We start from the raw sequence: 13,164 nt of genomic DNA, 5'->3' as shown, positions 1-13,164 counted from the left end.
TCACGCTTTGACTAGTTTGATTAGGCCGTATAGTATGACAAAAACGATCAAGACGGAGGCCATTACTGCGCTGAAAAGTTGTGCATTCCCAGATTTCGCGTATGCCAAAATCAGGAAGACGATGATGAAGCAGATCATTAGGGGGATTGCCAAAGGATGCCATACCAACGTAATATCGACGGCTTTTTTGTGGCGCATTTTGATATATTTGCGCTTAACTAAGCCCTCATCGACCACAACATGTGTTTCTTCTTCGAGCCCCAATTTTATGACAAAACCGCTCTTCTTTGCCCCATAACCGGTGGTTACGACTATCTCTCCGACGTAAAGCCCTTTGCCATCCCTTGGAAGTCGTGCCACTATGGGTATCGTCTCTTCATATCTCACATAGGGATTATGGCTTAGGAATGTGATCTTATCCCTGATATTCTCAGTTGCTGACAGATATATGTGAGTGGGGGTCCCATAGTTGATCACCTTGATCTCGAAACTCGTTTCATCCCCTGGACTTAGTGGGATTGTGAGCTCTTTGATATCGAATTCGATCGAGTTAATATCGCTCCGGTTAATGTGTATTGTCTGCAATTTCATCGCCTAAGGTCCGGTGGCAGTAGATTTGGAATTCCTTCCTCAATCGGATAAAACTCATCACATTTTGCGCAGTAAAGTGTTCCAGTGATTATTTCCCCATCGCCTTCGACGACCTCCAATTCCAGATCACACTTACACATAGGACAAGCCAGGATGTCCATCAAATCCCTTTTCATGTTGATTACCTCGGCACATTCCAATATGGCATTTCACATATTAAATCTCTTCATCAATTTTCTCATCGGGAATTTACCCCCACGAAAACCCTTCATCGCATTTTGCATCATTTTATGATATTTCAATAACTCACGAACATCTGCCAGAGAGGTACCAGATCCCAAGGTGATTCGCTTTATTCTCGAGCTGCCAATGATTCTCGGATCTTGCATCTCTTCATCAGTCATAGAGTCCATTATCACCTTATAGCGACTTAGTCTGTCCTTCGTAACTTGATAGGTTTCATCAGATACGTCCACCCCTAAGCCGATGGGCATCATCTGCATCACTTGCTTAAGGGGGCCTAATTTACTTACCGCTTCAAGTTGTTTATACATGTCCTTTAAGGTGAACCTTCCGCGAAGCATCGATTCCACGTCTAAGTCCTCTGCAGCCGAAGTTTCTTCCGCCCGCTCGATCAGGCTCTTGATATCCCCCATGCCAAGCAACCTCGATATGAATCGATCTGGATCAAACCTTTCGAAATCATCCAACGTCTCACCGGTCCCTATAAATGCTATGGATGAATTTGTTTCTGAGATGGCTGACAGAGCCCCACCGCCTTTGGAGGTGCCATCCAACTTGGTTAGTATTACGCCGGTAATTCCAATGGCATCATCAAAATCCTTCGCATATTTGCCGGCAATTTGACCCATAGCCCCGTCCAGCACGAGCAAACTTTGGTCCGGCTTTACAAGTGCATGAATTTGTTTCATCTCCTTTATCAAATCTGACTCTAGCGCATGGCGTCCTGCAGTGTCGATGATCATCACATCCCCTTTGATCTCTTTTAGCCCATTTCTTACGATTGTGATAGGCTCACTATCCCTCTCGCCATAAAAGAGGACGCTAATCTGCTCGCACAATTGTTTTAGCTGATCATAGGCTCCTGGCCGGTAGGAGTCGGCACAAATTACGGCAGGCTTTAGACCTTTTTTTTGGAAGTATCTTGCAAGCTTTGCTACAGTAGTCGTTTTTCCCCCGCCATACAAGCCCACCATTAGGATCGTTTGTTTGCCCAGAGGAATATCTGCACCCTTGCCCAATATATCCACTAACTCCTGATACAGGATTCTTATGACATGCTCCCTTGGATTTGCCCCTACTGGTGGCTTCTCCTTGAGCGCTCTTTCCCTTATTCTCGTCGATAAACCCATTACCAGCTGGACTTTCACATCCGCTTGCAATAAGGCTCTCTGGATATCCTTGACCATTTCATCTATCGTGCGAGGGTCTATTCTTCTGGCTCCAGCGATCTTCTTGACCACATTCTGTAGCGAGAGACTCAGGTTATCGAGCATACGTATTTACTCCTCAAATAATCGGTCAAACAACCATTCTGGCTGGAACTTCACCAGGTCTTCGTATTCTTGTCCGGTTCCCAAAAAAAGTATTGGGGACCCAGTGGCATAGGCTATAGAGATTGCAGCACCACCTTTTACATCTACATCCGCCTTGGTAAGAATGGAACCATTGATGCCGACCACCTCTTTGAACATCTGGGCTCGAACCACAGCATCGTTTCCCGCAATAGCCTCGTCGACGAAGATGACGAGGTCTGGAACGATCACCCTGCATATCTTCTTTAGCTGGTCCATTAAGCCCACCTTTGTGTGCAGTCTGCCTGCAGTATCAGCCAGCAAAACGTCTTTGTGTCTCGCCTCGGCATACTGAACTCCATCGTATATCACTGCAGAGGGATCGGCACCAACCTGGTGTTCGATTAGCTTAACGCCTAACCGCTGTGCATGGATGCTTATTTGCTCAGATGCACCCGCCCTATGTGTATCTCCAGCTGCGATGACGACGGAGTGCCCATTTTTTTGCAGACGCCTAGCAACTTTCGCTAGGGTAGTTGTTTTACCCACCCCATTGATCCCGACAAAAAGGATTTTGATCGGCTTTGTCGTATTCTTGACATACTCATCAAAATCAAAATCTCTTGAATAGAGCACTTTTTTTAATGTATCGCGTATTGCACTCTCTAGCACGTCATCAGCTTGTTTTCTTTTGGTGTCGAATAGATTTGCTTTTACAGACTGCACTATAGCCTCTGCCACTGGCAATGCAACATCGCTTTCAATAAGGCTTAACTCAAAATCCGATAGCATTTTATCCAGGGCTTTTTCGTCTAATTCACCTTTAAGAAAGGTCGTTGCCTCTTTTTGAAAGGCATGGATTCTTTTTTTCACACCATCGAACATAGACTAATTACCCATATTGAGAGGCTTTCAGCTGCAAATTCTGCATTTCCTTATGTATCTCACCCAAGTCTTTATTAAAACGCTCGATCATCTTGCTTAACCTATCCTTTCTTTCCGATATGCTTTGTCTCGCTTCCTCAACGCTTTTTTCTGCGCTTATACCAGCACCAAGTTCCATCAAAATCTGATCTGAGGTGATGGATGCATATATGTAGGACCCGGCACCGATGGGCACTAGCATTTCCCTGCTGTCCTTTACACCCTCCAGCCCATCAAGGACCTGCATGGCACTCTCACATCCACGTATTGAGGTGTCTATCAAGGCGATCTGCTGCTGAAGTGCCTCTGAAGTGGCTTGATATTGTTGTAGCTGTAGGAGGATATTTCGAAGTTCTTCTTCACTCATCTTTTTCTCAACCATGCTCATTCCTCTTTGACTGAATGAATTTTTATGAAATTTCTTTTCAAACCATGCTTGCTACCGACCAAGGAATAGAGCTTTTCAACAGCCATTCTTTCATTTTGGCCTTGTACCTGCTTCCTAAACTTTTCCCACTCAGTCCCGGCCCTGAACTCTCCTTCTATGAGAAACGTCTTCATATTTTATCACCCAAAACTAAGCGTATCTTCTATCCTACCGAGCTCTGGCCCCGTGGTCTGTGACCCTACGACGCATCCCTTCGAGTTTGCCAATAAAGCGGAGCCTATCAATCCAGAGCCACGGTTTACGGTGCCTATGTCCACCGGCAAACCAAAAACATCTTCCAGAAACTCTAATTCCGATGCAGATGCTTTCGGATGGACCAGGACTCCTTTGTTTGTTGCGACCGCTGCCATTCCAACGGTTTTTAAATGAGCGATGGTTCCCTTGTGCACATCCACTTGTAATGTATTTTTTATTACATCTATGGCTCTCTTGTCCATGAACGGATGCACCACCGCTGCACTATCATTTGCCAAGATCAGGTTGCCGGCCGAAGTCATTTTACCTGGCAATCTGGCGACAGGAGCATATTTCTCTATCACCTCAATTTCCTCTTTGAGCGCATAAGGAGACGTCACAAAACCATGCGAGTTTCCAGCTATTAGAGCGCCCAGTACGGAGCTCTCCCCGATAAAGGCTCTCACAGCCTCAACGCCCAATGCATCAGATACCTTTTGAAAGGTCTTGTTTGGGATGTCTGGCGGTAATATCGCCACATTCTCTGTGCTTGCAGCGAACACCCCAATAAACGGATTTCCATCGAAGCTCAATCGCCTTATCATGGAATCATCCCATCCTATGCAACTTCTGCTTCAACAACTCCGTCTTCGAACTTCATTGCTTTAATCCGAATTTTCGATGGTGCCTTTTTGCTTCCATGTTCCCATACAATCCCATTTATCGACGCATCTAAGTGTATTTTTTCCTGGTCAGCTTTCATATGCTTTGCCAGATAATCTCTGATCTCTTTGATTGCCCTATTGCACCTCTGCCATCTTGGCGCACCTCTTACAGCCCTCAATGGAATCGTGTATATCTTTTCTCCCTCAACCATGGTTCCTCCTAGATATTCAGATCACTTCTCCTCCAATGCCGCCTTTTCGGATGCGTCATCACCGCCCTATTTGTTTTCATTATCACCCATACAGGCACCCGTCTATTCTGATTAGTCGCCTTTGACAACCGGATCTTTCTGCCTTTTGTCTTCTTGCTCAATTTCTCACCTTAGCCCTTTTGAATCCCGGGAGTTCAAAAAATTCTGTTCGCACTTTGATCACCCTGGAATGAGTATGATGTCGTGGGAATATCCTTCGCACCTCATCATCTCCATATAGCCTTTTGATCTCTTCCCTAAGCTCGAATTCATATTCAGCACCTTTCATTAAAGCGCTTTCCTTTTCCTCAATCTCAAAGTATCTGTCCACCAGCACATTAATAGTTTTTCTACCATAGCCTTCCAAAGGACGGATATAATGTACATTAAGCCTGCTTTCCAAGCTCAATACCTCAGATAAGCTTAGCACCGGCACCCTATCATCACGCCGGGTTCCATCTGCGATTGCCTGCACATCAGTCGCCACGTGCTCCAATGCATGACAATGTATCAACTTGATGCCATTATTTGGAAAGCCATCGTTGACCACCAAACGCACGGCATCTTGGAGTATTTCTGGCTCCAACTGCACGAATCTGTGTGGAAAACCTAGTTCGCTTGCAATCGAGCGCACAGGACGACACGTAGGAAGGATGCCAAAGTTACATGTGACCAACTCAACTTCAAAGAATTGTCCCAGCATAATTGCTGCAAGCGAGCTGTCTTTTCCACCGCTGAACAAAACTGAAACTTTCATATTCGTCTGATTGTTACATCCTTCTTCTTGGGTTGAAGCAGGAGAAGTATTCGTTTTAACTGATTGTCATTAATTTGCTGGCGAATCTGACCACTCTGAACGAGTGCTATCAATTGAAGTTCGACCTGGTCGGCAAATGAGGGTCTCGTCGTTCTTATGCTATTCAGACGCTCGCGTGCCTCGGTGGTCAATATAGCACGCAGGATGGATTGCTTTTTAGCTTGCAATTCCTCTTTTGCCGCCTCTTCCTGGGCTACTCGCATTTGCTCTTGCTTAAGTTCTTCTAGTTTTCTCCTCCTGATTTCATCTAATTCATCGTTCATCATAAAAATCAATACTTTTCGAGACCTGAAACTTCTTTTACGAGTTCTTTCTTAACTTCATTCGCGATGTTGTCTAGGAATGATTGTCCCTGTGGGGAGATTATCCTACCGCCTTTAATCTTTTTAACATACCCCGATTTTTCCAATTGCTGGAGGGCTTCTCGGATGATTGAGCCGCTCCCTTTTGAAAATCGCTCTGGTTTCGACCCCCGGTTCCCACTACCGCCATAGAATGATCTGAGCCTTGAAACCCCAACTGGCCCATCGATATAGATACGCCGAAGGATTGAAGCGCACCTCACGTACCACCAATCTTCGCTTGAGGGTGGCATCTCCTTATGCACGCCTGTTTTGGCATATGCTGACCAATCAGGTGGGACCATATGTTCCTCATCTTTTAGTTGCTGCGCTGCTTTGTTTATAAGCGCAGACGCAGGTACATCGTAAATTGTCGTCATCTCTGACCTCCATTGGAAGCATTGTTGATTAATCTATCGCTTGCTTTTTAAAGCATACGGTAATTAATTCACTCGACTTGCCATAACTGTTGAGATACTATAAATAGCATATCTGTTGGGGAGATTCTCAGTGACCAACAAATGGCATCTGGCAGTTACAACCCATAGCGCAATATAGCTTTTAAATTTAACTAAGGCGCCCTCAAAAAATAATCTATCTTTCTTCAATTCTTGAAGAATAGGGATACCGCATTTGCTTCTCGCACACGAGACAGGTTACTGCCACATGTGTTCCTCGCAACCTCACTCTTGCGTTGCTTCCAGGCACCAAATAAGAATGGCAATATTTACACATTCGCCTTTTTAACCCCCTAGGAATCCTGACATTATGCCTCATGCCGATTTGTCTGGCCAACTGAACATACCTGTTGCTTCGATCGGGATGTTCATCAAACTCCTGACCAGCGAATTCAAATAGTCTCTCAATTCGTTGTTTTGATATGTCTTGGATCCAATATTTTTTTTTCATTTTCATGCGCCGACCGGGATTTGAACCCGGGTTGTAGGCTATCTCCCTCACTTTCCATCTGCACGAAATGGGAAAGATCGTTGGAAGGCCCAAGTCCTAACCACTAGACTATCGGCGCGCTGTTCAGCAACGTTAACATGACTGAACTCTTAATTAATATGCTTGGACGATAATAAATGTTGACGATGATGACGGATGTCCGTTTGCATGCGTATCATGCAGGACAATGTGCATCGAAGAGGTGCACCTCTTTGAAGCTGGCAAGGCTGGGCTTAGTGGAGCTACATAGAAAAGTGGAAAAACTGCCTTCTGACTCAATATTACTCGACCCTTTAGCAAGTAATGCGATATCCCCGGCTGATGAGAGCGGATTAAAAAAGGGCATAGTGGTGATGGACTGCTCCTGGAAAGAAGTGGAGAATGTCTTCCCACGACTTCGGAGAAAGCGGATGCTTCACAGAGCTTTGCCATATCTATTAGCTGCGAACCCCGTAAACTATGGCAGACCTTTTCAGCTGAGCAGCGTTGAGGCATTGGCTGCAGCCCTGTACATACTCAACCGAAAAACGCAAGCCATACAGATTCTCAGCAAGTTTGGCTGGGGGCTAAATTTTTTGGAGCTGAATCGAGAGCCGCTGGAAGAATATTCAAAGGCAAAGGATAGCGCAGAAGTGATTGAGATTCAGAAGGGGTATATGTGATGTGATTTTAGGCTTCTACCCGTAAACTACAAAAAGCCCACAAATCCTTAAATCATCCTGCGACAAAAAGCACGGATATCGTTAAGGTTAAGTGTTAATATCATATTGAGGTTATACCGAACGTTAGATATCACATTTAATTGAGGTACTATCAATGGCGCGATTTCCAGAGGCAGAGAAAAGAATTCTTAATTTAAGAATCTGTATGAAATGTAATGCACGCAACCCTGTTCGGGCTGTAAGATGCAGAAAATGTGGTTATAAAGGATTGCGAATGAAGTCTAAGGAGAGTAAGAAGTGAGATGAGATTAGATGAGATGAAGGTGGAAAGACGCCTTAACGAAATCATCGATAAAGATGGTGTAGCCCATCTGACATTGATTGATCCGGACTCTCAGAATGTGGACAGGGCTGCAGAAATCGCTGCTGATGCCACGGCTAGTGGGACGGATGCGATCATGATCGGTGGCTCTGTAGGCGCTGGAGGCTCTCAACTTGACCAGACTTTGTTGGCGATAAAGAAGAGGACGGATTTGCCCACAATCCTGTTCCCAAGTGGTGTCTACGGACTCAGCAAACATGCAGATGCAGTTTTTTTTATGAGTTTATTGAACTCCAGAAACGTCACGTATATAACTACCCATCAAGCCCTAGGAGCACCCATCATCAAGAGGTACGAATTAGAGCCGATTCCGATGGCATACCTCCTTATCCATCCGGGGGGAACAGCTGCCTGGATTGGCGATGCTAAGCCAATACCCAGGGAAAAGCCAGAGTTGGCAGTTGCATACGCTCTCGCTGCCAAATATCTTGGGATGCGATGGGTTTATTTGGAGGCGGGCTCCGGTGTGGACGAGCCGGTTCCAACGTCTTTGATTCAGGCAGTCAAGGAGTCCATCGGTGATACAAAGGTCATCGTGGGCGGAGGAATCAGAGATGGCACGAGCGCAGAGCAATGCGCAAAGGCAGGCGCAGATGTCATCGTAACAGGAACGGTGGTAGAAGAGGAAAACGCAAAGTCCAAGATCGAGGAGATCGTCAGGGCGATTAAGGAATAAGATTCTAACACGAGATTGCTTTTCTTCCACCGAGATCAAATTTTGGCGTAGTCTACAGGTTGAGTCTTTTAGCGGCTGTTATATTCTCCAAATTAAACGAGGTCGAAGAACGAAGTATAGCGAAGTGACGAATAGCAGCCAAGTAGGGAGTTCACAGATTTTTATTCAATTTCAAAATAGAAAGATTTAAGTATCCTTGTATCTAATAGTAAGATAGATACTTAAGGCGAGAAAATGGAACATATTATGAAACTCAACCAAATGAGAGAGAAGGTCAAGGAAGAATTAAGCCATATACCAAGATGGGATTTTAACCAGAACATGTTGCGACAAGCATATTGGAGCTTTAGGTTGCATAGTCTTGGTAAAAAAAGCGAGAAGGAAAAAACAAAGGAAGAAGTTTTAATTGAGGTTACAGAATTGATAAAGAAAGATAATCCAAACTTCTGTCCAAGATTTGATGATACTTTTTTTGATTTGAAATTAATTCGAGAAATCACAGAAGATAAACCATACGTTCAAAAATGTTTCTTTAAATAAAGGAAATAAAATTGTACTATGAAAATCCTGAAAGAAAAAGGCAATTATCTTAAAGAACAAATGGAATTTTACGCGAAAGCATCATTTGTATTTCTCTCAATTGGAATTCTAGGAATGATTTTCTCTTTTATGTTTGCAAACTTTATTTTTGTGTGTATTTCTGGTTATATTATGGTGATTGGCGGATATTTCTTGGTACAATACACAAAGTATAGCGTTGGGTTAGTTGGAGAAAAAATAGTTATTGATATGCTTCGGAATTTAGATGACGGTCATTACTTAATCAACGATGTAATGCTACCAGAAAGATACGGGAACGTTGATCACATTCTCCTTTGCCCAAAGGGGATTTTTGTAATCGAGACCAAAAACTATGAAGGAGAGATTATTTGTGATGGTGATGAATGGCACAGACATTATGAGGGTGGTTTTACAATAAGTATGCGAGGAAGACCGTATTGGAAAGAACCGAGAGATTATGATATCGGGAGCCCTAGTAAACAAGTTAAAGGAAATGCAGTAAAATTAAAACAACTGATAGAATCGCAGAAAAACATATTCAGAAATCCATTAAAAATATGGGTCGAAGGAATTGTTGTTTTTACAAACCCCAATGTTAATTTGAAATTAAATGAGCCAACCGTTACTGTACTGAAAGTTGAAGAATTATATGATTATCTCCAAAATAAAGAATCAAAAATCAAATTTTCTTCAAAAGAGTTAGAATCAATTGGGAATTTGATTCTAAAGGTAGCTCTCCGTTAAGCTCGACAATTGAACATAACAACGTTTTAACGTAATTCTCATTCTTTCTTCGACTTCTGCCACTCGATGTAGTTGCAATGGGGGCACCCCAGGTCCCATGGCCTGCGCCCTTTGGTGACGATCCTTAAATGGTGAAGACCGTGCTCGTCGCACTCTTTGCTTGTCACTATTATGCTTCCGCTCTTTGGCAAAGGAAGGGAGAACGAGCAATCCGGATAGCCTGTGCAGCCTATAAAACGGCCCCTTCTGGACCTTAGTATAATGAGATCGGAGCCGCAATCCGGGCACTTGCCCACTATCTTATCCTCTCTCAATCCCTCTTGGAGGGTCCTGGACACGTGCTCTTTGCTTCCGTTTAATTTTTCAAATAGTGCATCAAGCATCTCCCTGGATTCCTGGACAACGCTCTCTTCATCGATCGTGCCATCGGCGATTCTGTCCATGTCCTTCTCAAGCCTGGAAGTCATCTCAGGCTTTGTGATGGTATTTGCGTACTTCTCGAGCGCTTCGATCACAGCATATGCCGTTCTTGTAGGCTGTATGGGGTTACCCACGACATACGCTCTGGAGTACAGTTTTGAGATTATTTCATGGCGCGTGGATTTAGTGCCCAGCCCCATATCTTCCATTATCTTGATCAGATGCCCCTGCCCGTATCTTGAGGGGGGCTGCGTTTCTTTCCCTGCAAGGTTCGTTTCTTTGACCGTCAGAACCTGTCCTTCCTTGAGCTGAGGAAGGAGTCTGTCCTCGGGGGCATTATAGGGATAATACCATCGCCATCCCGGCTCAATCATCCTTGCGCCGTTCGCTCCAAAATCTTCGCCGCTTATATCCACGGTCACTGCAAGGGTCTCCCACTTTGTTTCGCCTGCAAACGTCGCAAAGAATCGTCGCACGATCAGTTCGTATACTTTCCACTCATGCTCTCGGAGTTCGCTTCGTTTAACAGGAGTCGCCGGGTGTATTGGCGGGTGGTCAGTGGTCTCCTTCTTGCCTCTTGTGGGCGTCAGCTTCCCTTTGAGGAGTTTCTGCGCATACTCATGGAACTCCGTGTTCAAAAATGAGGCCATGATGCCCTTGGTATCAAGCGTGGCGGGATAAACGGTATTGTCGGTACGGGGGTACGAGATAAAACCGTTGACATACAGATACTCTGCTATCCGCATGGCATTTGCCGGAGATATCCCTAAAGCGCTTGCTGCTCTCAGGAACTCTGTCGTATTGAAGGGGGTGGGAGGCTTCTCGCTTCGTTTTCCCGTTTCGATGCTTTTAACGAGTCCTGTCTTTCCGAGCTTTGCATGAACCGCTGCAGCTTCAGCTTTATCCAGGAATCTTCCCTTCTTATGCTGTGCCTCGAATTCCCCGCTGTTTGCCAGTATCACATAGATTTCCCAGTAGGGTACGGGTACGAAAGCATCCCTTTCCTTTTCCCTGCTTACCAGTAGGGCAAGAGTTGGTGACTGGACCCGCCCCACGGAAAGGAACTTGTCGCCGAGCCTTCCTGAACTGAGCGAGACAAAACGGGTCAGCACTGCGCCCCATACCAGGTCTATGATCTGACGGGATTCACCTGCTGCAGCCAGGTTAAAATCTATCTTTGTCGGGGATGCAAATGCCTGCTTTATCTCTGCGGGGGTTATGGTGCTGTAATGAACCCGATCTGCTGGAACATCGGGATTTATCTTCTGTATCACCTTCAGCGCCTCGACACCGATAAGCTCGCCTTCCCTGTCGTAGTCGGTGGCAATGGTAAGATGCTTCGCCTCTTTCCCGAGCTTTCGAAGCGCAGTGACCATATTAGCATGTGTGGGTGAAGTGCGTATCTGAGCATAGATAAGTTCCTTCAGGTCCGTCTTTTGCCAGTTGTTATACTCCTTGGGGAAATCCACTTCCAGTATATGGCCAGATAGACCCATCACAACCGTTTCGTTGAATTTATAGGTATCAACGCCGCTGATCCTCTCTTTCTTCAGTTTCTTTTCGGAAAGTATAGCCGCGATTCTCTTCGCTGTGCTATGCTTCTCGGTGATTATCAGGTGCATTTTGTAATTTCTCCTTGAGCAATTTGCTAACAGTTCTGGGATCTGCCCTTCCGCGAGTTTTTTTCATAACCTGCCCCACCAGGAAATTCAACGCTTCATCTTTGCCATCGTGATAATCCTGAACAGCGGCAGGATTCTCCGCTAGGACCTCAAAGACAGCATTTTCGCTGACATCTGCCGCAATCTTCAGCAAGCCCTTACGTTTGACGATCTCTGATGGAGTCCCTCCCTCATCAAGTAGCGTTCGTATGACCTGCACTGCGCCTTTTTCCGTGATCGTGTCTTTTTTCAGCATTTGCAAGATTTGGACCATGTGAGCGGGTGAAAATGCGCTTATATCCAGATCGCGGTAGTTCAATTCTCCTTTCAAGACGTCTGCTATCCATGTTGCGCTTAAGTTTGCATCCACCTCAGTTGCGACGGTCTCAAAGAAATTGGCCAACCCCAGCTCGGATATAAGCACTTTAGCGTGATTATCCGAGATACCATACTGAAGAGCGAATCTCTGGCGCTTGGCATCCGGCAATTCCGGTAAGGTCTTCTTGATGTCATCCACCCTATCCCTTATGGTAATCGGAACTAAATCCGGCTCAGGAAAGTATCGGTAGTCCTCTTCTCCCTCTTTCGTCCTAAGCGAGATCGTGATACCGCGCACTTCATCGAAGTGACGCGTCTCCTGCACCACTTTAACCCCCCTCCTCACCAGATTATTCTGGCGCACGATTTCGAACAATAAAGCCTTCTCAACTCCCTTATAGGAGGAGATATTCTTTATCTCTGCCCGTTTCCCTCCTGCTATAGATACGTTGGCATCTACCCTAAGCGAACCTTCCAGAGAGCTATCAAACACATCCAGATATTCCAGGATGTTTTTCAACTTGTTCAAAAATAATCTGGCCTCTTTTGGCGTACGCAAGTCTGGTTCCGTCACCACTTCCAACAAGGCCACACCAGACCTATTGTAGTCAATAAGCGAATATTTAGACTTGTCTATCGTGCCTACGTGAACCAATCTGCCTGGGTCTTCCTCCATGTGAACTCTCTTGATCCTGATGGCCCTTTCGCCATCTTCCGTATCCAGACTGATACTGCCGTTGGTCGCAATGGGGTAATCATATTGGGATATCTGGAAGCCCTTGACCAGATCGGGATAATAGTAGTTTTTCCGATAGAACATAGTCCATTCTTCTATGTTGCAGTTCAAAGCCAATGCGACTTTGATCGCATTATCAACAGCTTTCCCATTTGTAACAGGCAAAGCCCCTGGCAGCCCCAAGCAAACGGGACAGGTATGAGTATCAGGCTCAGAGTCATGATATTGCGTAGAACAGGAACAAAAAAGCTTGGATCTTAGCTTGTTCAGTTGTACATGGACCTCCAAGCCGATGATGACCTCTTTCATT

General features: G+C 45.2%; 20 protein-coding genes and 1 tRNA gene. 5 read left to right on the top strand and 16 right to left on the bottom strand.

What is annotated here, in order from left to right; genetic code table 11:
• The 14 genes from PHI74_00270 to PHI74_00205 all read right to left on the bottom strand — a co-directional run bounded on the left by PHI74_00270 (position 1) and on the right by PHI74_00205 (position 6,773).
• Entirely contained in the window at positions 1-591 is a 591-nt protein-coding gene (locus PHI74_00270) for a hypothetical protein (GenBank protein ID MDD5484459.1), read from the bottom strand.
• Positions 588-767 (bottom strand): methytransferase partner Trm112, encoded by a 180-nt coding sequence (locus tag PHI74_00265; GenBank protein ID MDD5484458.1) that lies wholly within the window; start codon positions 765-767, stop codon positions 588-590. Before PHI74_00265 ends, PHI74_00270 begins: the two co-directional genes overlap by 4 nt.
• A gap of 33 nt (positions 768-800) precedes the next feature.
• Complete coding sequence (locus PHI74_00260) at positions 801-2,108, bottom strand: signal recognition particle protein Srp54 (protein MDD5484457.1); 1,308 nt, start codon at positions 2,106-2,108, stop codon at positions 801-803.
• 6 nt (positions 2,109-2,114) lie between these two features.
• A complete protein-coding gene (gene ftsY / locus PHI74_00255; protein MDD5484456.1) occupies positions 2,115-3,011 on the bottom strand; it encodes a signal recognition particle-docking protein FtsY in 897 nt (298 codons plus the stop codon).
• A gap of 7 nt (positions 3,012-3,018) precedes the next feature.
• On the bottom strand, positions 3,019-3,432 hold the full coding sequence (pfdA, locus tag PHI74_00250; GenBank protein MDD5484455.1) for a prefoldin subunit alpha: 414 nt from the start codon (positions 3,430-3,432) through the stop codon (positions 3,019-3,021).
• 2 nt (positions 3,433-3,434) lie between these two features.
• Entirely contained in the window at positions 3,435-3,611 is a 177-nt protein-coding gene (gene rpl18a, locus PHI74_00245) for a 50S ribosomal protein L18Ae (protein ID MDD5484454.1), read from the bottom strand.
• A gap of 6 nt (positions 3,612-3,617) precedes the next feature.
• Positions 3,618-4,277 carry a translation initiation factor IF-6 gene (locus PHI74_00240; GenBank protein ID MDD5484453.1) on the bottom strand — a complete coding sequence of 220 codons (660 nt, stop codon included), beginning with the start codon at positions 4,275-4,277 and terminating at the stop codon, positions 3,618-3,620.
• Between the two features lie 14 nt (positions 4,278-4,291).
• A complete protein-coding gene (locus tag PHI74_00235) occupies positions 4,292-4,549 on the bottom strand; it encodes a 50S ribosomal protein L31e (GenBank protein ID MDD5484452.1) in 258 nt (85 codons plus the stop codon).
• A gap of 8 nt (positions 4,550-4,557) precedes the next feature.
• Positions 4,558-4,710, bottom strand: coding sequence for a 50S ribosomal protein L39e (locus PHI74_00230; GenBank protein MDD5484451.1), 153 nt, complete (start codon positions 4,708-4,710; stop codon positions 4,558-4,560).
• Positions 4,707-5,345, bottom strand: a complete 639-nt coding sequence (locus tag PHI74_00225; protein MDD5484450.1) for an alpha hydrolase — start codon at positions 5,343-5,345, stop codon at positions 4,707-4,709. The genes PHI74_00230 and PHI74_00225 overlap by 4 nt, the downstream gene beginning before the upstream one ends.
• Positions 5,342-5,668 (bottom strand): DNA-binding protein, encoded by a 327-nt coding sequence (locus tag PHI74_00220; GenBank protein MDD5484449.1) that lies wholly within the window; start codon positions 5,666-5,668, stop codon positions 5,342-5,344. Before PHI74_00220 ends, PHI74_00225 begins: the two co-directional genes overlap by 4 nt.
• Before the next feature lie 8 nt (positions 5,669-5,676).
• A complete protein-coding gene (locus PHI74_00215; protein MDD5484448.1) occupies positions 5,677-6,126 on the bottom strand; it encodes a 30S ribosomal protein S19e in 450 nt (149 codons plus the stop codon).
• Between the two features lie 214 nt (positions 6,127-6,340).
• Entirely contained in the window at positions 6,341-6,655 is a 315-nt protein-coding gene (locus PHI74_00210; GenBank protein MDD5484447.1) for a ribonuclease P, read from the bottom strand.
• A 5-nt stretch (positions 6,656-6,660) separates the two neighbouring features.
• Positions 6,661-6,773 (bottom strand) — tRNA-Gly (locus tag PHI74_00205).
• Between the two features lie 58 nt (positions 6,774-6,831).
• Here PHI74_00205 and PHI74_00200 point away from each other — a divergent pair.
• From PHI74_00200 to PHI74_00180, 5 genes are all read left to right on the top strand, one after another.
• Positions 6,832-7,356, top strand: a complete 525-nt coding sequence (locus PHI74_00200; protein ID MDD5484446.1) for a DUF367 family protein — start codon at positions 6,832-6,834, stop codon at positions 7,354-7,356.
• Positions 7,357-7,510: 154 nt separating this feature from the next.
• On the top strand, positions 7,511-7,657 hold the full coding sequence (locus PHI74_00195) for a 50S ribosomal protein L40e (GenBank protein MDD5484445.1): 147 nt from the start codon (positions 7,511-7,513) through the stop codon (positions 7,655-7,657).
• A gap of 1 nt (position 7,658) precedes the next feature.
• Entirely contained in the window at positions 7,659-8,414 is a 756-nt protein-coding gene (locus PHI74_00190; protein ID MDD5484444.1) for a geranylgeranylglyceryl/heptaprenylglyceryl phosphate synthase, read from the top strand.
• A 234-nt stretch (positions 8,415-8,648) separates the two neighbouring features.
• Positions 8,649-8,954, top strand: coding sequence for a hypothetical protein (locus PHI74_00185; protein ID MDD5484443.1), 306 nt, complete (start codon positions 8,649-8,651; stop codon positions 8,952-8,954).
• A gap of 18 nt (positions 8,955-8,972) precedes the next feature.
• Positions 8,973-9,719: a nuclease-related domain-containing protein gene (locus PHI74_00180; GenBank protein MDD5484442.1), complete on the top strand. Its 747-nt coding sequence runs from the start codon at positions 8,973-8,975 to the stop codon at positions 9,717-9,719.
• Positions 9,720-9,757: 38 nt separating this feature from the next.
• Here PHI74_00180 and PHI74_00175 read toward each other — a convergent pair whose 3' ends face one another.
• Together PHI74_00175 and gatB are read right to left on the bottom strand one after the other, a co-directional pair.
• The gene (locus PHI74_00175) at positions 9,758-11,761 is read right to left on the bottom strand and encodes a DNA topoisomerase I (protein MDD5484441.1); all 2,004 of its coding nucleotides are present in this window, start codon (positions 11,759-11,761) and stop codon (positions 9,758-9,760) included.
• Entirely contained in the window at positions 11,733-13,163 is a 1,431-nt protein-coding gene (gene gatB / locus PHI74_00170) for an Asp-tRNA(Asn)/Glu-tRNA(Gln) amidotransferase subunit GatB (GenBank protein MDD5484440.1), read from the bottom strand. Before gatB ends, PHI74_00175 begins: the two co-directional genes overlap by 29 nt.
• Position 13,164: the final 1 nt, after the last annotated feature.

The sequence above is a fragment of the Methanocellales archaeon genome, assembly GCA_028715985.1.
Lineage (GTDB): Archaea > Halobacteriota > UBA148 > UBA148 > UBA148 > UBA148.
This window is presented reverse-complemented; position numbering and strand designations above follow the sequence as displayed.

Coding starts and splice junctions, on each gene's coding strand:
- PHI74_00270 (MDD5484459.1), bottom strand. CDS start 591: ATGAAATTGCAGACAATACACATTAACCGGAGCGATATTAACTCGATC.
- PHI74_00265 (MDD5484458.1), bottom strand. CDS start 767: ATGAAAAGGGATTTGATGGACATCCTGGCTTGTCCTATGTGTAAGTGT.
- PHI74_00260 (MDD5484457.1), bottom strand. CDS start 2,108: ATGCTCGATAACCTGAGTCTCTCGCTACAGAATGTGGTCAAGAAGATC.
- ftsY (MDD5484456.1), bottom strand. CDS start 3,011: ATGTTCGATGGTGTGAAAAAAAGAATCCATGCCTTTCAAAAAGAGGCA.
- pfdA (MDD5484455.1), bottom strand. CDS start 3,432: ATGGTTGAGAAAAAGATGAGTGAAGAAGAACTTCGAAATATCCTCCTA.
- rpl18a (MDD5484454.1), bottom strand. CDS start 3,611: ATGAAGACGTTTCTCATAGAAGGAGAGTTCAGGGCCGGGACTGAGTGG.
- PHI74_00240 (MDD5484453.1), bottom strand. CDS start 4,277: ATGATAAGGCGATTGAGCTTCGATGGAAATCCGTTTATTGGGGTGTTC.
- PHI74_00235 (MDD5484452.1), bottom strand. CDS start 4,549: ATGGTTGAGGGAGAAAAGATATACACGATTCCATTGAGGGCTGTAAGA.
- PHI74_00225 (MDD5484450.1), bottom strand. CDS start 5,345: ATGAAAGTTTCAGTTTTGTTCAGCGGTGGAAAAGACAGCTCGCTTGCA.
- PHI74_00220 (MDD5484449.1), bottom strand. CDS start 5,668: ATGAACGATGAATTAGATGAAATCAGGAGGAGAAAACTAGAAGAACTT.
- PHI74_00215 (MDD5484448.1), bottom strand. CDS start 6,126: ATGACGACAATTTACGATGTACCTGCGTCTGCGCTTATAAACAAAGCA.
- PHI74_00210 (MDD5484447.1), bottom strand. CDS start 6,655: ATGAAAAAAAAATATTGGATCCAAGACATATCAAAACAACGAATTGAG.
- PHI74_00200 (MDD5484446.1), top strand. CDS start 6,832: ATGTTGACGATGATGACGGATGTCCGTTTGCATGCGTATCATGCAGGA.
- PHI74_00195 (MDD5484445.1), top strand. CDS start 7,511: ATGGCGCGATTTCCAGAGGCAGAGAAAAGAATTCTTAATTTAAGAATC.
- PHI74_00190 (MDD5484444.1), top strand. CDS start 7,659: ATGAGATTAGATGAGATGAAGGTGGAAAGACGCCTTAACGAAATCATC.
- PHI74_00185 (MDD5484443.1), top strand. CDS start 8,649: ATGGAACATATTATGAAACTCAACCAAATGAGAGAGAAGGTCAAGGAA.
- PHI74_00180 (MDD5484442.1), top strand. CDS start 8,973: ATGAAAATCCTGAAAGAAAAAGGCAATTATCTTAAAGAACAAATGGAA.
- PHI74_00175 (MDD5484441.1), bottom strand. CDS start 11,761: ATGCACCTGATAATCACCGAGAAGCATAGCACAGCGAAGAGAATCGCG.
- gatB (MDD5484440.1), bottom strand. CDS start 13,163: ATGAAAGAGGTCATCATCGGCTTGGAGGTCCATGTACAACTGAACAAG.